The sequence below is a fragment of the Rhodococcus sp. NPDC059234 genome, assembly GCF_042754225.1.
GTDB lineage: Bacteria > Actinomycetota > Actinomycetes > Mycobacteriales > Mycobacteriaceae > Rhodococcus_G.
Genome location: NZ_JBHZAH010000005.1, coordinates 1 through 17,069, shown reverse-complemented (window position 1 = coordinate 17,069; position 17,069 = coordinate 1). Strand labels below are relative to the sequence as shown.

At 69.8% G+C, this 17,069-nt stretch carries 17 protein-coding genes; 10 read left to right on the top strand and 7 right to left on the bottom strand.

All coding sequences use genetic code 11. From position 1 onward, the window contains the following. Window positions 1–5 precede the first annotated feature (5 nt). On the top strand, window positions 6–662 hold the full coding sequence (locus ACFXGJ_RS01945; RefSeq protein WP_378615915.1) for a GNAT family N-acetyltransferase: 657 nt from the start codon (window positions 6–8) through the stop codon (window positions 660–662). 24 nt (window positions 663–686) lie between these two features. Here the strand turns inward: ACFXGJ_RS01945 and ACFXGJ_RS01940 are convergent, their stop codons facing one another. From ACFXGJ_RS01940 to ACFXGJ_RS01920, 5 genes are all read right to left on the bottom strand, one after another. Continuing rightward, window positions 687–1,421: an MBL fold metallo-hydrolase gene (locus ACFXGJ_RS01940; protein WP_378615913.1), complete on the bottom strand. Its 735-nt coding sequence runs from the start codon at window positions 1,419–1,421 to the stop codon at window positions 687–689. Window positions 1,422–1,494: 73 nt separating this feature from the next. Beyond that, complete coding sequence (locus ACFXGJ_RS01935) at window positions 1,495–2,667, bottom strand: acyl-CoA dehydrogenase family protein (protein ID WP_378615911.1); 1,173 nt, start codon at window positions 2,665–2,667, stop codon at window positions 1,495–1,497. Between the two features lie 19 nt (window positions 2,668–2,686). Further along, a complete protein-coding gene (locus ACFXGJ_RS01930; protein WP_378615908.1) occupies window positions 2,687–3,490 on the bottom strand; it encodes a translation initiation factor in 804 nt (267 codons plus the stop codon). Between the two features lie 6 nt (window positions 3,491–3,496). Next, entirely contained in the window at window positions 3,497–4,150 is a 654-nt protein-coding gene (locus tag ACFXGJ_RS01925; protein ID WP_378615906.1) for a serine protease, read from the bottom strand. A 185-nt stretch (window positions 4,151–4,335) separates the two neighbouring features. After that, on the bottom strand, window positions 4,336–4,962 hold the full coding sequence (locus tag ACFXGJ_RS01920; protein ID WP_378615904.1) for a TetR/AcrR family transcriptional regulator: 627 nt from the start codon (window positions 4,960–4,962) through the stop codon (window positions 4,336–4,338). 86 nt (window positions 4,963–5,048) lie between these two features. Here ACFXGJ_RS01920 and ACFXGJ_RS01915 point away from each other — a divergent pair, with 86 nt between their 5' ends. Continuing rightward, window positions 5,049–6,620, top strand: a complete 1,572-nt coding sequence (locus tag ACFXGJ_RS01915; RefSeq protein WP_378615902.1) for an MFS transporter — start codon at window positions 5,049–5,051, stop codon at window positions 6,618–6,620. Window positions 6,621–6,638: 18 nt separating this feature from the next. On the opposite strand, the gene ACFXGJ_RS01910 is transcribed toward ACFXGJ_RS01915, so the two are convergent. Then, window positions 6,639–7,886 (bottom strand): Nramp family divalent metal transporter, encoded by a 1,248-nt coding sequence (locus ACFXGJ_RS01910; protein ID WP_378615900.1) that lies wholly within the window; start codon window positions 7,884–7,886, stop codon window positions 6,639–6,641. A 207-nt stretch (window positions 7,887–8,093) separates the two neighbouring features. On the opposite strand from ACFXGJ_RS01910, the gene ACFXGJ_RS01905 reads away from it, so the two are divergent. From ACFXGJ_RS01905 to ACFXGJ_RS01870, 8 genes are all read left to right on the top strand, one after another. Beyond that, complete coding sequence (locus tag ACFXGJ_RS01905; protein WP_378615898.1) at window positions 8,094–9,005, top strand: diiron oxygenase; 912 nt, start codon at window positions 8,094–8,096, stop codon at window positions 9,003–9,005. A gap of 49 nt (window positions 9,006–9,054) precedes the next feature. Further along, entirely contained in the window at window positions 9,055–10,776 is a 1,722-nt protein-coding gene (locus ACFXGJ_RS01900; RefSeq protein ID WP_378615896.1) for an FAD-dependent oxidoreductase, read from the top strand. 252 nt (window positions 10,777–11,028) lie between these two features. Beyond that, window positions 11,029–11,202 carry a hypothetical protein gene (locus ACFXGJ_RS01895; protein ID WP_378615895.1) on the top strand — a complete coding sequence of 58 codons (174 nt, stop codon included), beginning with the start codon at window positions 11,029–11,031 and terminating at the stop codon, window positions 11,200–11,202. Window positions 11,203–11,537: 335 nt separating this feature from the next. Next, window positions 11,538–13,136: a hypothetical protein gene (locus ACFXGJ_RS01890; RefSeq protein ID WP_378615894.1), complete on the top strand. Its 1,599-nt coding sequence runs from the start codon at window positions 11,538–11,540 to the stop codon at window positions 13,134–13,136. Window positions 13,137–13,278: 142 nt separating this feature from the next. Continuing rightward, window positions 13,279–14,436, top strand: a complete 1,158-nt coding sequence (locus ACFXGJ_RS01885; protein ID WP_378615893.1) for a DNA cytosine methyltransferase — start codon at window positions 13,279–13,281, stop codon at window positions 14,434–14,436. Beyond that, window positions 14,433–15,311, top strand: coding sequence for a hypothetical protein (locus ACFXGJ_RS01880; protein ID WP_378615891.1), 879 nt, complete (start codon window positions 14,433–14,435; stop codon window positions 15,309–15,311). The genes ACFXGJ_RS01885 and ACFXGJ_RS01880 overlap by 4 nt, the downstream gene beginning before the upstream one ends. A gap of 22 nt (window positions 15,312–15,333) precedes the next feature. Further along, window positions 15,334–15,750 (top strand): DNA mismatch endonuclease Vsr, encoded by a 417-nt coding sequence (gene vsr, locus ACFXGJ_RS01875; protein WP_378615889.1) that lies wholly within the window; start codon window positions 15,334–15,336, stop codon window positions 15,748–15,750. 86 nt (window positions 15,751–15,836) lie between these two features. Then, the gene (locus ACFXGJ_RS01870) at window positions 15,837–16,178 is read left to right on the top strand and encodes a YciI family protein (RefSeq protein WP_378615887.1); all 342 of its coding nucleotides are present in this window, start codon (window positions 15,837–15,839) and stop codon (window positions 16,176–16,178) included. A gap of 26 nt (window positions 16,179–16,204) precedes the next feature. On the opposite strand, the gene ACFXGJ_RS01865 is transcribed toward ACFXGJ_RS01870, so the two are convergent. After that, window positions 16,205–16,936 (bottom strand): phosphatase PAP2 family protein, encoded by a 732-nt coding sequence (locus ACFXGJ_RS01865; protein WP_378615885.1) that lies wholly within the window; start codon window positions 16,934–16,936, stop codon window positions 16,205–16,207. Window positions 16,937–17,069: the final 133 nt, after the last annotated feature.

Below are 17,069 nucleotides of genomic sequence, written 5' to 3'. Positions count from 1 at the left end.
GGCGCATGCCAGCAGTACGCCCCCCGGTTGCGCCGCTCCGCGGCCGGTACATTTGTCTCGAACCCCTCTCTCCCGCAGAGCTTCCCGAGCTCCGCACGGCGATCGCGCACCCCCGTGTGTTCGCGGGCGGCTTCGGCGGAGGCAGCGCGGGCTTCCGAGCCGACCGGGACGACTTTCTGGCCTGGGCGGGGCAGTACCTGCAGTTCGACCGCTGCAACGTCTACGGGGTACGGATCCGCGGTGGCGCGCACGACGGCACCCTCGTCGGCACCACCTCTCTCGGCAATTTCGACGAGGCCACCGAATCCGCCCACATCGGCTGGACCGCCTACGACCCCCGGGTCTGGGGCAGCGCGGTCAATCCCGAGGCGAAGCTGCTGCTGTTCGGGCTCGCCTTCGAGAGCGGCTTCGGCCGCGTCAAGATCCAGGCGGACGCGGCGAACGCCCGCTCGCGTTCGGCCATCGAGCGGCTCGGCGCCGTGCTCGAGGGCGTGCTCAGGCGGGACAAGCGGAGAGCGGACGGCGAGTGGCGCGACACCGCGATCTACTCGGTGCTCCGCGCGGAATGGCCCGTAGTGGGGGCCGGACTGCACGCACGGCTCGATGCGCTCGGAGGCGAACCCATCGGTTACCGCACCGTCGACGAAGCGCTGACCGCCTGACCGATCGCGCAGCGGACGCCGTGTTCACCCCTGCCCGCGCAGTCGCTCCTGTTCCGCCTCGAACCGTCCCTGGTACTCCGAGGCCAGGTCGCGCAGCGCTCCCGCGCAGTCCCCGGTGAACGCGGGTCCGTGCATCAGCCCGAGCGTGGACGGCTCGAGGTCCGCCAGCGACCGGATCGTCGGGCCGAGGGCCGGAGTCAATGCCGTTGCGTGGCCCAGATCCTCCCCTGCCAGGGCCGGGCCGACGATCTCGCCGTCGCTCACCTCGGGATGCCGGCCGAAGGCCGTGAACAGGTCGCCGCACAGCAGCGTCGCCGTCGACTCCTCGAACACCAGGCACGCGTCCCAGCCGTGCGGCACGTGCGGGGTGTCGATGTGCCGCACCCGCCGCTCACCGACCTCCAGCACCTCGCCGTCCTGCAGGGGTCGCGGCGGCCGGTCGGCCAGGTCTCCCACCTGGACGAAGCACGACAGTGCGCCGTGGGCGACCTGGGCGTGCGGGGCGGCGGCGAGCCATGAGTTCATCGATCCGCACTCGTCGGCCTCGACGTGCCCGAACGCGAGCCATCGGAGCCGGTCGAGCGGGACCACCCGCTGGACGGCCGCCGACGTGCTCGGGAACAGCGCACGCTGACCCATGTGGAAGAGCAGCGGTTCGTCACCGTCGATCAGGTACTGGTTCATCACCAGGTTGGCGTCGTCGACGTACGTCGAGAATCGAAAGATGCCCGGTGCGATCTCGGTCGTAGTGGTGTCCATGTCCGGCTCCGCTCAGATCACGACCCCCTCGACCTTCACACTGCCTCGCGGCGAGCCCTCCACGCAAGAGTCGCTAGCGGAACGCCGAGGATCCGGTCAGTGCCTGGCCGATCACGAGCTGGTGCATCTCCGAGGTTCCCTCGTAGGTGAGCACCGACTCCAGATTGTTGGCGTGCCGGATCACCGGGTACTCGAGAGTTATGCCGTTGGCGCCCAGAATGGTTCGGCACTCCCTGGCGATGGCGATGGCCTCCCGAACGCTGTTCAGCTTGCCGAGACTGACCTGCTCGGGTCGCAGCGCGTGGCGATCCTTGAGCCGGCCGAGGTGCAGCGCCAGCAACTGCCCCTTGCCCAGCTCGAGCGCCATGTCGGCGAGCTTGGCCTGGGTCAGCTGGAAGGCCGCCAGCGGCCGGTCGAACACCTCGCGCGAGCGCGCGTAGTCGATCGCGGTCTCGAGGCAGTCCCTGGCGGCGCCGAGTGCGCCGAACACGATGCCGAACCGGGCCTCGTTGAGACAACCGAGCGGACCGGACAAACCCCGCGCCTCGGGCAACATCGCCGACGCGGGCAACCGGACGTCGTCGAGGACGAGTTCCGCGGTGACCGAGGCCCGCAGCGAGAGTTTGTGTTCGATCTCGGGCGCGCTGAAGCCGGGAGTGTCGGTGGGCACCACGAAGCCGCGGATCCCGTCGTCGGTGCGCGCCCACACCACGGCGACGTCGGCCACCGATCCGTTGGTGATCCACATCTTGGTTCCGTGCAGGATCCAGTCGTCCCCGTCGCGGCGGGCGTGGGTACGCATCCCCGCGGGGTTGGACCCGAAGTCCGGCTCGGTGAGCCCGAAGCAACCGAGTGCCTCACCGGCCGCCATCGGCGGCAGCCAGCGCTGCTTGTGTTCCTCGGACCCGTACCGGTGGATCGCGAACATGGCCAGCGATCCCTGCACCGAGACCAGGCTGCGGATCCCGGAGTCGGCGGCCTCGAGTTCGAGGCACACCAGCCCGTACGCGGTGGCGGCCATGCCCGCGCACCCGTAGCCGTCGAGGTGCATGCCGAGGACCCCCAGTTCGCCGAGTTCACGGGCCAGCTCCCGAACCGGGAGCCGGCCGGCCTCGAACCAGTCGGCGATGTGCGGGCGGATCCGATCGGCCGCGTACCTCCGGACGGTGTCGCGGATCTGTCGTTCCTCGTCCGAGATCAGCGACTCGAGCGCGAACAGCTCTGCGACGGACTGGGTTTGCGCCATCCTCGGATCCTTTCGTCGATCAGGCGCCGTCCGCACCGAGCGATTCGAGGGCACTCTTCGCCTCGGCCAGTTGACGACTGAGCTCCTCAACACGCTGCGCCGCCGCCTCGCGGGCCGCGGAGAGCACCGCGGCGACCGCCTGCTGCGCGGTGGCGTCACCGAGTTCGGCGACGGCGCGCTCGACCGCATCCGCCGACACCGGCGCGGCCTTACCCGGACGGCGCTCGCCGTGCGTGACTGTGACCGTCCACTCGTTGCCTGCCTCCGCGTGCAGCGTGACGCTGACGCTCGAGGGGTCCTTCGCGCGACGCGCTCGCTTGACGGGGGCCGGCGTGCTCGCGCCGGCGGTGTCGGTGCTGGGTGTGGTCACGGGCGCCTTCGGTTGTGCGGTGAGGGTGGTTGCGGCGGGCGGCTCGGCCGCCGGTGCCACGGCCTTCGGTGCCACGCTCCTCGGCGCGGAGGCCTTCGGAGCCGCGGCCGCCCGCGACGCGGCGGCCCGAGCCTCCACCTCCTTGACGGTGCTCGAGCGCGGCTTCGCGGCCGACGGGGTCGCCGACTTCGCCGGGGCCGGCTTCGCCGACGTGCGGGTCAGACGCAATTCGTCTGCCTCGTAGGGCAGTTCGTCGTTGACACCCTTCGGCCGGATCAGCACGGTGCTGCCGTCGATCGACACCACCTTCGCCGAGCACCCGGCGGGAATCCCGAGGCTCGGCGTGGCGTCGATCAGGTAGACGGTGGCGCGCTTGCCCGCGGCCAGTGCTTCGGAGAGATTGTTCAGGTCCTGCTCGGTGAGATGGTCACCGCTGCGTTTACGAGGTGGCATCTGCGGCTAGATCGGCCTGAAGCCTGCACCGACACCGCCGTTGGCGTTGATGTCGTTCATGATGCTGTCGAGGTTGGTACCGAGTTCCGGGCCGAGGCACGCGAATCCCACATAGGCGTTCACCATGCCGACCAGAGTAGTACCGCGTACGACGGGACTTCCCGAGTCACCCTCGATAACGCACATCTGGGTCCAGGTCTCGTGCGACTGCAGCAGGTCACCCCAGGCGATGCCGCACGTGTTGCCCGTGCGCAGGCCCTCCTTGCAGACCACGTCCGGGAAGCTCGCGGGCGCACCGATATTGGTGATGGTGACCTTGCCGACGTGGTTGACCGGCGCGACCTTCGCCGGGTCGAACTGGATCACCGCGTAGTCGAGATCGGGGTTCTTGCCGACGATGTGGCCCACGACGCCTGCGTCCTCGCGGTACTCCGGCACGATCGCGCCCCCGGGCTCGCCGCAGTGACCGGCGGTGATACCGACGAGTCTGCCCGCGTTGTCGTGCCCGATGGTGGTCAGTGTGCACAGGGCTTCGTTGGCGATGATCATCCCGGAGCCGCCACCGAGCACCGCCGGCGATGCGGCGGCCGCAGGGCCGACACCGAGATACCCGAGAGCGGCCGCCGCCATCGCGATCAGCACTACGAGCTTCTTGGCCATGTTCGTCCCTCCCGGAGGGGTTCGCCCTCGCAGGCGACCGCCGTGCGCGGTGCGGATCGGACACCCACTACGAGCGGACCTGCGTTTGCGATCTGTGGCGTGCGCTGAGTTGATGCGCAGGATCCAGTATCCGCGCCCTCGGCCGTCCCGCGCACGCGAACGGGTCGATTGATCGACCGACGGCGTCAACGAGCGGCGGCGCGCGCGGCCAGGAAGTCGTCCACGATGCGCCCGCAGGCGTCCGACCCCAGCGGAGGCAGCGTCGCCAACTTGGTGAACACGAGCGGTCCGAGCAGCTGCGACAGCGCCAACTCGTAGTCGACTCCCGCGAGCAGGTCCCGACCCGCGGGGCTCGCGAACACCCGGTCGAACGGCGCCCGGTACTGCTCGGCGATCTGGCGACGGAGCGAGCGCAGCTCGGGGCGGTCGGCCGGGTCGCCGGCCTCGCCGAGCCCCGGCCCCATGCCCAGCCAGCACATCGCGGTCAGCTGCATCGGGGCCTCCTCGATCAGCCGGGCCTGACGGGTGAGCAGCGAGACCAGCTGGTCACGCAGGTCCAGACCGTCCGGGACGGACGAGGCGGGCGGGATGAGCCGGCAGAAGGCCGCGGCGAGCAACTCGGTGCCGCTGTCGAAATGCCGGTAGAGAGTTGCGCGCGCGACCTTGGCCGCCCGGGTGACCGCGTCGATGGTGACGGCCTCCACACCGCCCCGCGCGAGGAGCGCGGTCGCCGCGTCGAGCAGCCGTGCCCGCGAGCGGGCCTTGCGTGGGTCCTCGCGCGGATCGGCGTCCACGACATCTGCCCGGTCCATGTCACCTCCGAACGAATCTCGGGGTTGTGAAACCCCCGTTCTACAAACAATACTGACAGTCTCGTTTGCATCGGGGGAGGCCACGCATGACCGCACGCACCGAATCCGGCGGCATCCGCATGTCGGCCCGCGAGGTGTGGACTCTGACGGTGGTGTGTTCGGCGGTGGCGATGGTGATCGCCGCGGCGGCCGCCCTGAACTCGGCCCTGCCGGCGATGGCGCTCGAGACCGGGGCGACCCAGAGCCAGCTGACGTGGATCGTCGACAGCTACACCCTCACGCTCGCCGCTCTGCTGCTGCCCGCGGGCGCGCTCGGCGACCGGTTCGGACGGCGCGGCGTGCTCCTGGCGGGACTCGCGATTGTCGCGGTCGCGTCCGCCGGACCGGTGTGGCTCGACTCCCCGACGTGGCTGATCGCGTTCCGGGCCGTCGGCGGAATCGGCGCGGCGCTGGTGATGCCCGCGACGCTGTCCCTGCTCACCGCGACCTTCCCGCCCGAGCATCGGGCCCGCGGCGTCGCGATCTGGTCGGGTGTCGCCGCATCCGGAGGGATCGCCGGCCTGCTGGTCTCCGGACTCCTGCTCGAGCACTGGTCGTGGCAGTCGATCTTCGTGGGGTTCACCGGCGTGTCGGTGGCCCTGTTCGCGGTCTCGTGGACCATCACCCCGTCCCGGGAGGACCGTCCCCCACGCTTCGACCTGCCCGGCGCCCTGCTGGCGGTCGTCGCGGTCGGGTCGTTCGTGCTCGGCATGCTCGAGGGACCGATCCGCGGCTGGACCGATCCGCTCCCGATGACGGCGCTCGTCGTCGGCGTGCTGTGCGCGGCCGTGTTCACGGTCGTGGAGCTGCGGCGGGCCGAACCGCTGCTCGACGTGCGACTGTTCCGCAACCGGGAGTTCGGCGCCGGCGCCGCCTCGATCACACTGCAGTTCCTCGCCTCGTTCGCGCTGTTCTACCTGATCGTGCAGTACATGCAGCTCGTACTCGGGTACAGCCCGCTGCAGTCCGGACTCGCACTGGCACCGATGATCGTGCCGACGATGCTGCTCTCGGCCGCGATCCCGTGGCTGCTGCCCCGGGTGGGTTTGCGGTGGCTGAGCGTGGCCGGTCTCGTGTGCGCCGGCCTGGGCATGTTCGTGTTCGCCCGGGTCGACGCCGACAGCGGCTACGGCGCCACCGTCCTCGCCCTGCTGATCTACTCGGTCGGCGTCGGATTGTGCACGGCACCGGCGACCCACGCGATCGTCGACAACACCCCCGACGACAAGCAGGGCGTGGCCTCGGCCGTCAACGACACGACTCGTGAGATCGGGGCCGCTGTCGGCATCGCACTCGCGGGCAGTCTGCTCGCCGCGACCTACAGCCGGGGGATCGAGCCTGCCGTGCAGGCCGTGCCGGAGCCGGCGAAGGAACCGGTCGGTTCGTCACTCGCCGCGGCGCTGCAGGTCGCGAAGATGGCCGGGCCTCCAGGTGATCAGCTCGCCGCGTTCGCGCGATCGGTCTTCATGGACGGGATGTCCGACGCGGCGCGCGCGCTGGGCGCGATCTTGCTGGTGGCCGCCGTCGTGGTCGGGGTCTGTGCGCCCGGACGGAAGCACCCCGACGCCGAGATCCCGGACGACAGTTCGGATCTCGTCTCGCTCACCGACCGCGACTGAGGGCCGTCCGGCGGCCCGTCAGCCGGCGACGGTGAGGACCAACAGCGCGACGTTGAGGGCGACGATCACCGCGGTCGCCGACCAGGCCGCGATCGTGGTGCCGCGGCGGTTGACGTGCTCGCCCATCAGCCCGGTCTCGGACGTCATGCGGACCAGCGGAATCAGCGCGAAGGGAATGCAGAAGCTGAGCACCACCTGACTGATCACCAGTGACATCGTGGGGTCCGCGCCGATCGCGAGGATCACCAGCGCAGGAATCAGCACGAGGATCCGCCGGAGCAGCATCGGGATGCGGAAGTGCAGCAGCCCCTGCATGATCTCGGCGCCGGCCGCGCAGCCCACCGAGGTGGACGCGAGACCGGAGGCGAGCAGGCCGACCGCGAAGATCACCGCGACGGACGGGCCGAGCGCGGAGGAGATCGCGGCGTGCGCACCCTCTATGGTGTCGGTCCCGTCGACCCCGCGCAGCGCCGCGGCGGCGAGCAGCAGCATCGCGATGTTCACGGTGCCGGCGACGACCAGCGCCGCGCCGACGTCGAGCTTGGTCGCCTTGAGCAGTCGCGGCAGCAGCGCGGCCTTGATTCCGCGGCCGTGCCGGTCTCGCGCGAGCGCGGAGTGCACGTAGATCGCGTGCGGCATCACGGTCGCACCGAGCATGCTGGCCGCGAGCAGGACCGTCTCGGTTCCCTCGAACCGCGGTACGAGACCCGCGATCGCGTCCCGCCCGGAAACGTCGGTGAACGCCAGGCCGCTGACGAAGCCGAGGGTGATGATCGCGAGCAGGCCCATCACCACGAACTCGAAGGTCCGCTGGCCGCGGGCCTGGGTGGAGAGGATGGCCATCGACACCGCGCCGGTGATCAGGCCACCGAGCGGCAGCGGCACACCGAAGAGCAGGTTCAACGCGATCGCACCGCCGATCACCTCGGCGAGATCGGTCGCGACGGCGGCCAGTTCGGCCTGCAGCCAGAACGCCTTGCGCTGGGCGGGGCGCAGCCGCTCGCCGAGCAGTTCGGGCAACGAGCGTCCCGTCACCAGACCGAGCTTCGCCGACAGGTACTGCACGAGTACCGCCATCGCGTTGGCCATCACGAGCACCCAGATCAGCAGGTAGCCGTACTTGGCACCGGCGGTCAGGTTGGCGGCGACGTTGCCGGGGTCGACGTAGGCGATGGCCGCGACGAACGCCGGACCCACCAGCGCGATGAGGCGTCCGAGGCCCGGCCCCCTGCGCGCGGGCGGGGTCGTGAGATCGACCGTGCGCACACTTTCCACGTTCAACCTCCGCAGCTGGACCCCTATTTGCCTCACCATATCAAGAAGTTCGGTAACCCAAACTTTTCCACTCGACGCTGCGCGTGGTGACAGTTGTCACAGGAGGTCGACGCGGGTACAGTCGCATTACCTGTTACTCGTTGTTACATAAACGCCGGTTGGCATGACCGAGCCTGACGGCATGAACGAAGGGCCGACATGACCACCGCTCTCCCCGTGCAGCGCCCCGCAGTCTCCGATCGCGAGGAGACCGCCCGCCGACTGCTGGCGTCCTCCGCCCGCAAGTCGTACGACCCGATGATCGAGGTCGACTGGGAGGCGCCGCTGCCGGAGGACAAGTTCGGACTGACGCCCGAGTGGAGCACCCTCTACGGCACCGCACTGTGGGACGAGATGACCATGGCGCAGCAGGTCGAGCTGACCAAGCACGAGGCCGCCAGCGTCTCGAGCGTCGGCCTGTGGTTCGAGATCCTGCTCATGCAGATGCTGCTGCGCGATGTCTACGGCCGCGACAAGCACTCCCGCCACGTCCAGTTCGCCCTCACCGAGGTCGCCGACGAATGCCGCCACTCGGTGATGTTCGCCCGCGCCGGTGAGCGCTTCGGCATGCCGAGCTACGGACCGCACCCCGTCATCCACAAGCTCGGCCGGATCTGGGGCAGCTACTTCCGCGGCGCCAACGCCTACGCCAGCGTGATGGCCGCCGAGGAGATCCTCGACATGATGCAGCGCGATTTCATGAAGGACGAGCGCGTCCAGCCGGTCACCCGCACAGTCAGCAAGATTCACGTGCTCGAAGAGGCCCGGCACATCCGGTTCGCGCGCGAGGAGGTGGGCCGGCGCCTGCAGGGCGCGAGCCGGGCCCGGCTCGCCGTGGAGCGGGTCAACACCGCCGTCGTCGTCTACTTCGTCATGAAGTCGATGATCCGCAAGGACGTCTATGCGAACGCCGGCCTCGACCCGCAGCGGGCGATCGCCGAAGCCAGGAACAACAAGCACTACAAGGACACGGTCCGCAAGTCCGGCGCCAAGCTGATGCACTTCCTCACCGAGTCCGGCCTCGTCGGCGGCCCCAGCAAGATCCTGTACAAGCGGGTCAACCTGCTCTGACGGTGGTGCCGCCCCCACTTCCCAGCTCCTGCATCGAGGAACAACTCCCATGGCATACGTGATCACCCAGGCCTGCTGCAACGACGCGTCCTGCGTTGCGACCTGTCCGGTCAACTGCATTCACCCCACACCGGACGAGGCGCAGTTCGCGACCACCGAGATGCTGTACATCGAGCCCGACACCTGCATCGACTGCGGCGCCTGCGTGGACGCCTGCCCGGTCGCGGCGATCTTCCCGAACGACGAGCTCAGCGAGTCCGACGCCCGGTATGCGCAGATCAATGCGAACTACTACGACAAATACCCCCTGCGGGACGGTTGGAAACCGCTGCAGCCGACCGAGGCGAAGCGAACCGACCTCGGGACGCTGCGGGTGGCGATCGTGGGTGCGGGCCCCGCCGCCTGCTACGCAGCGGAGGAACTGCTCATCCACTCGGACGTCGAGGTGGAGATGTTCGAGAAGCTGCCGACCCCGTGGGGCCTGATCCGGGCCGGCGTCGCGCCGGATCACCCGGGCACCAAGGTGATTGCCGAGGCATTCGACTGGACCGCCGCCAAGGACGGCTTCCAGTTCCACCTCGGCGTGGAGATCGGAAAGCACCTCACCCACGAGGACCTGCTGGCCAACCACCACGCGGTGATCTACGCGGTCGGTGCGTCCGGCGACCGTCGGCTCGACATCCCGGGCGAGGATCTGCCGGGCAGCCACGCCGCGACCGAGTTCGTCGCCTGGTACAACGGACACCCCGACTACGCGAACGCCCGGTTCGACCTGTCCGGTGAGCGCGCCGTCATCGTCGGCAACGGCAACGTGGCGCTCGACGTGGCCCGCGTCCTCACCATGAACGTCGACGAGCTGGCGAAGACCGACATCGCCGACCATGCACTGGAGGCACTGCGCCACAGCAATATTCGCGAAGTGGTCCTGCTGGGCCGACGCGGACCCGCACAGGCGGCGTACAGCACCCCGGAGTTCCTCGCACTCGGCGACCTGGCCGGGGTCGACGTCGTCCTCGACCCCGCCGAACTCGAACTCGACGAGGCGACGGCCGGGCAGCTCGCGAGGGGTGAGCTGGAGCCGTCGACGGCGTTCAAGGTGCGGCTGGCACGCGAGTTCTCCGAACGGACAACCGATCCCGATCACAAGCGGATCGTGTTCCGGTACCTGGCGTCACCGACCGCGGTGCTCGGCGCCGACAGTGCCGACGCCGTCACCGTGGTGCGCAACGAACTCGTCGCCGGCGACCACGGCACGCTGAGCGCCCGGCCGACCGGGGCCACCGAGACCGTCCCGGCCTCGCTGGTGTTGCGGTCCATCGGCTACCGCGGGGTCCCGGTACCGGGCGTCCCGTTCGACGAGCGCCGCGGCACGATCCCCAACGACCGCGGCCGGGTACTGACGAGTCCGGACGGCTCGGTGCTCGACGGCGTGTACGCCACCGGCTGGATCAAGCGCGGGCCGTCCGGCGTCATCGGCACCAACAAGTCGTGCGCCAAGGACACCGTCGCCCGACTGCTCGAGGACTTCCAGGCGGGTCGCCTGGTCCGACCGGTCGGTAACCGCAAGGAGCTGACGAAGCTCGTCGGGCAGCGTCAGCCGGACCGCATCGACTACCGCGGCTGGCGGGCCATCGACGCGGCCGAACGGTCCCGCGGGGCGGCCACGGGGCGGCCGCGGGTCAAGTTCACCGACGCCGACCAGATGCTGGCCGCTGCCAGGTCTCGTCGCCGAGCGGTGAGCCTCGCCTCCATCACGTCGAATATTAGCTAGATACTTGCCTCAAAGTCGGAAGCGAAGCTAAGGTTTGCTCGTCCGTTTCCGCCTCCTGGGTTGAATCGGCGTCAGTCCCGCTGGCAGACCCCCGAATCCGCCCAGCGGGACTGAACCTTAGCTGTCATCGACCTCGCAAGGCTCCCGGTTCGATGCACGTTGGTAATCTTTCAGCTATATAAGCCTCTGACGTTGCGTCGCCACGGTGACGCCCCGACTGCGCTGACGGGCCACGACACCAGAGGAGCAACGATGAGGATTCCGCTGTGGATCGGCGGCCCGATCATCGTTGCCGCCTCGGCCGTCGACACCGCACTCGAACTCCAGGCCCGCACAGTCGGCTCCCTGACGCGAGCCATGATGCGTGGGATGGGAGCCGAGCTTCCTGAACCGTTGTCACAAGACGCGGTGGACGCACCCAGGTAGTGGCGGCATGCCCACCGCTCACCCCGACGACCCCGTGTTCGCACGGGACACGCTGGGGCCGTGGATCATCGACCCGGAAGCGTCCGACGAGCCGGACGACGCCGTGATGCGCAGACACCGAATTGCCGTGCCGCTGCATCGCGGAGTACGCGGGGATCGAAGCGGAACTGCTCACCTCATCGCTACTCCCCCAGGCTGATTCGCGTCCGACCCGGAGGACATTAGCTGATGTAACAATTTGGCTCTGCGACTGGATATCCAGCGCTGTGAGCCTACGTATCCGTCGCAGTGACCTTCGAGCAGTCCGTCTTCGCACGCCGGCCCTCTGCGGGGCGGTGACGGCGGCTCTGCTGGTATCCGCCCCTGCCGCAACGGCCGACCCCACCTCCGACGCTCCGCCGGCCTGCGTGCCGTTCGGCACCGCGCAGGTGCCGCCGGGGCTTCCGTCGCTGGGCGGTCGCGACGGGCTTTCCGGCTTGCCGGTGTTCACCGGTAGCGCCGCCCCTTCCAGCATCGAACTACGAACGCAGACCACGCAGTTCAACAAGTTCTGGGACTACTCGCTCGTCGACCACGCGCTGTTGACGCGCCCCCGGGTGTGGAACGGCCCCAACCCCGAGCCGTGGCGATACGCGCCACTGCCGGAATGCATGCGGGATCGTCTCGTCGGGATCTCGGTCGACGACGACGAGCTGGTCGCCGTCGACGAGTCCGGCTGGATCTACACCATGGACAACGCCTCGCAGGCCCCGGCTCTCTGGAATTGGACATCGGCGTTCGGTGCCCCCCTGTGGACTGGCAAGGGCAAGCGGCTACCCGGCGGGGATCCGGGCACCTGGGCGCTGAGTGTCGGCTCGCCGTGGGACAACCAGACCTACACGGACGTCGCGGGCCGGATTCACTACTTCGGGTTGGCGAAGATGACGATGGTTCCCGCGCTGACCGGAGACGGCAGCCGCATCACCTACGCGGACCCGTGGCTACCCGACGACCCCAGCTACGAGATCGGCGGTCCCGTCGGGGGGCGCTTCCGGTCGGTCGCGCTGTCGTCGTCTGCCTCGACGACGTTCGTGACGAACATGTACGGCGACATGTACACCCGCAACTACGACATCGACGGCACGGGTGGGGATTCGGTGTTCTTCCGCTACAGCTGGGATGACCAGACGGGCAAGCCCACCGCCCCCAACTCCGCCTTCGAAGCGTGGTTCAAGAACTACGCCGCGATCCAGTTGCCTGCGCAGGACTGGGTGCACCAGCCCAAGATCCCGGGCGAGATCACCTCGGCGATCAGCGTGCACTCCACCGGGGTCGGTCCGAATCGGCGGGAGCTGCGCGTGGCCGGCAAGAAGGACGGACGCACCGGGTTCTGGCACAAGGACCTGACCGCCCCGGTGTGGGAGTTCACCCCCACCGGCGCTCCGCTGCCCGGCACCGCACTGCGGAACTCGCGGGCCGACCGATCCTCGGACACGCTCGCACCCCCAGCGCCGTGGAACCTGTCTGCGTCCCTGCCGGCCCGGGACACCGTCGTCGACGCGCAGTTGCTCGTCGACTGGCAGGTTCCGTACTCGATTCTCGATCCGCGCCTGCTGGACGAGGCGGGCCTCGAGGCGGGGCCATCCGGGTACCGGATCTCGGTCGAGCACTTCGACCCCGTCGCCACCACCCGTCCGGCGACGGTGACGACACCGGACGGCAAGACGTTGCCAGTGCTGCTACACACCGCGGACGGACTTCGGGTCGCCCCGCGCGCTGCCGGTCTGGACGATCAGCCGCGCCAGCTGGTGGGCGCCATCGAGATCCCGCGTGAGGCCTTCGATTCGCGTGGCACCGATCCGGCCCTCGACGCGTTCGTCCGTGACTGGGCGCGGGGCAAACGAGTTGCGCCAATCACCCTCAGCGCCACCGCCCGCGACCTGGTGGTGCGGTGAGGTCGCACCAGACGATCTGAGCCGGTCCCTCCGTCGAAGGGGGAGGGACCGGCCGGGCTCCGGCGCCGTGACCTGGATCGATCAATCCTGTCGGCGGTTCCGGGTACGGTCCTTACATCTGAGGACGGCAGTAAGGAGTCATGTGAGCGGGCGCGCTGTGGGGCTGTTCGCCGGCATCGGCGGACTCGAACTGGGTTTGAGCGAGCACGGCTGGGACACCGAGCTCTACTGCGAGATCGACGGCGGCGCCCAGGCCGTGCTCGCCGCCCGGTTCCCGGAGGCAGACCTGCATTCCGACGTGACCGCCCTCCGTTCGCTGCCCGCGGGCATCGACCTGGTCACCGCGGGCTTCCCGTGCCAGGACCTGTCCCAGGCCGGCAAGACGGTCGGCATCACCGGCGCCCGTTCGGGCCTGGTCGACGAGGTGTTCCGGCTGGTCAAACGCAAGAAGGGCCCGCGCTGGCTGCTGCTCGAGAACGTCCCGTTCATGCTGCAGCTCGGTCGCGGCGCGGCGATGCGGCACGTCACCTCCGCGCTCGACGACCTCGGCTACATGTGGGCGTACCGGGTGGTCGACGCCCGCGCGTTCGGCCTGCCGCAGCGTCGTCAGCGCGTGCTCATGCTCGCCTCCCGCACCGAGGACCCGCGCGAGGTGCTCTTCGCCGACGACGCCGGACCGGCCGCCGAGGGCGAACCCGGCGACCACCCGTGCGGCTTCTACTGGACCGAGGGGGTCCGCGGGCTCGGCTGGGCCGTCAACGCGGTGCCGACCCTCAAGGGTGGGTCGACCATCGGCATCGCCAGCCCGCCCGCCGTCCGGCTGCTCACCGGCGAGATCGTCACCCCCGGCATCGTCGGCGCCGAACGCCTGCAGGGCTTCGACCCGGACTGGACGCTGCCCGCGCTCGAGGTTCCCGGCCTGCGTTCCGGACACCGGTGGAAGCTGGTCGGCAACGCGGTGAGCACCCGGATGTCGTCGTGGGTCGGCGAGCGGCTGGCGGACCCCGTGCCCTACGACGGCGCCGCCGACAAGCCGTTGAAGCCCGGCGACCCCTGGCCGACCGCCGCCTGGGGCCGGGGCGGGACCGCCCACCGTGCCGACCTGAGCACCTGGCCGGTCCAGCACCCGTACGAGGATCTCGGCGGGTTCCTCGACGACTCCAAGCTGCTCTCCGCCCGCGCGACGGCCGGGTTCCTGCGCCGCGCCAACGCCGGGAACCTGCGATTCGTCCCCGGTTTCCTCGACGATGTCGCCGAACACCTCGAGCGCATGGGCGGCGACCCGGCGAGGGCCGCGTGAGCGAGTACCTCACCGAGGACGCGCTGCTGAGCGAGGCGATGCTGCGCGAGCGCCTCGGCAGTACCCCGTTGCGCCGGGCCCTGGACGGCGCGGGCGACAAGCCGGACGCGCGGGCCGAGCGCGACGCCAAGAAGAACTACGCACAGCGACTGTCCAACGAGCTCGCGCAGACGGTGGCGGACGCGCTGCGCCCCGCCTACCCGGACATCACCCCGACCGCGACCGGCGCGGGCCAGGAAGCCCAGATCGACGTCGTGAAGGGCCGGAAACGGTTGGACGTCAAGACGATCGACCCCACCCTCGGGCTGGTGCTGTGCGTGTCCATCAAGACCTACAGCTTCCAGGACTACAGCCCCAAGTCCGGCCGGCTCGGCCGGTGGACGAAGAACGTGGTGCGCAACGACCACGAGCTGCGCGGCGAGGCGATGGTGCTGCACCAGCGTCAGCCCTACAGCGTCCTGATCGCGGTGATGTTCGAGCCGTACGAGACGTGCGACGACGGCGACCCCGCGAAGACCAGCGACACCGGGAAGTCGTCGTTCGCGCACCACGTGATGACGCTGTCCAAGCGGTCGGGCCGCGGGAAGCGGCCGGTGCACGGACTGTCGGAGCGGGCGTGGGTGGACCTGGGCGCGGAGGACACCCGCTACGACCTGTTCGAGCGGGTCTTCATCGGGCTGTACGAGACCGACGGACCGGACCGCGGCGCGGTGCGGTTCTTCGACGTCGAGGAGGCCCCGCCGCGCAACGGGCGCCCGTCGGTCAAGCAGACCCTCTCGTTCGACGAGTTCGTCGTCATCGTCCGGGGCGAGGTCGAACGCCGCAACCGGTTCGCACCGTCCTGGTCGGATCCGGACGACGACGCCGACGACTGACCCGCTGCGGGACAATCGGGGCATGCCCTCGCCGGTCCCCGACTCCGCGTCGACCCGTGAGCGGATGCGGACCCAGCGCCGCCGCGACACCGCCCCCGAGTTGGCACTGCGCCGCGAGCTGCATCGCCGCGGGCGACGCTACCGGGTCGACCGGGCACCACTGCCGGGGATGCGCCGGCGCGCCGACCTGGTGTTCCCGGGCGCCCGGGTCGCGGTCTTCGTGGACGGCTGCTTCTGGCACTGCTGCCCCGAACACGCGACGCGGCCGAAGAACAACGCGCAGTGGTGGGCCGACAAGCTCGCCGCGAACGTCGCGCGGGACCGGGACACCGATGTCCGCCTCACCGAGGCGGGCTGGGTGGTGGTCCGGATATGGGAGCACGAGGACCCGGCCGCAGCCGCCGACGCCGTCGAGCGAGCGCTGACACCCGGCCCCTAGGGCGTGTTGATCGGGCCTTGTGCGCAGCGCGCCCGCCTCGGCGAGGATGGGTCCGAACCCCGAAACGGGAAGAAGGAGACGACGCGATGACGAAGTACCTGATCTCGTTCCCGAGTGGCGCCATGGTCCTTCCCGCCGAGGATCTGCGGGCGGTGTCGGATGCGTCGCACGCGGTGGTCCAGGAGGCGAAGGACGCCGGCGTCTGGGTGTTCGGCGGTGGAATCGACGAGAGCGTCCCGCCTGTCCTGGTCGATGGGGACGGCACGGTGACGGAGGGCACGTACCCACAGACGAAGCAGCTCGAAGGCGGCTACGCGGTACTGGAGTTGCCCTCCCGCGAGGCGGCACTGGAATGGGCCGCGAAGATCGCGGATGCCTGTCGGTGCGCGCAGGAGGTGCGCGCGTTCCATTACGATCCCGCCAGCTGAGCGGGTTCGACCGCGACCGGCCCGCGCTAGGAGGAGACCGGCTCGCGCGGGGTGGAACGCGTCCGGCCGCGGACGGGCACGAACCGCTGCACCAGCATCGTGGTCACCGGCGTCAGGGCCACCGCGAAGGCCAGCGCGATGCAGGTACCGAAGACCAGCCCGGCGGCGACGTCGTGCGGGTAGTGCACGCCGCTGACCACCCGGGAAGCTCCGACGACCAGTGCGGTCAGGACCGCCAGCACCGAGAGCCATACCCGCCCGGCCGCGTAACTGGTGAGCACCACCGCCGTCGCGATCGCGGCGGCGATACCCGAGTGGTTGCTGGGGAACGACCAGTCGCCGAGCGGTGGGCATTCCGACAGGGCGTGCACACCGGGGATGGCGGTGCAGGGGCGCTCCTCGGTGATCACGGACTTGACCGCGAGGGTCGCGATCGCCGACCCGACGACGCCGGTTCCGGCCGCAAGGCCGACCGCGAGGGTGCGGGTGTCGCCTCGCCCCCACCACAGCGCGAGCGCCAGCATCCCGGCGAGGGCGAACAATCCGGCCTCGGCGACGAGGTCGCTCAGGGTGCCCGACCCGCTGGGCCAGGTGGCGGTGGTGGAGTCGACAGAACGGTACAGCGAGGTGGACGCCCGGATGATCGGGTTCTCGCTCATGTCCCACGGCCCGAACACGCCGAGGATGCCCACCGCGACGATGAGGGCGGCGAGGCCGAGCGGCCAGTTGCGGGGCGCGGTGACGAGTCGGGCGTGCATTGGGCGAAATCTACTCAGCCAAACTGGCAGAACGCTGAGAGGCCTGGAGGTGACCGCCGTCAGACGGTTCGGTGAATCTCACGCCACCCCCGGGTCGACCGTCTCCTCGCCCGTGCGCCGGCCCGGACCACAC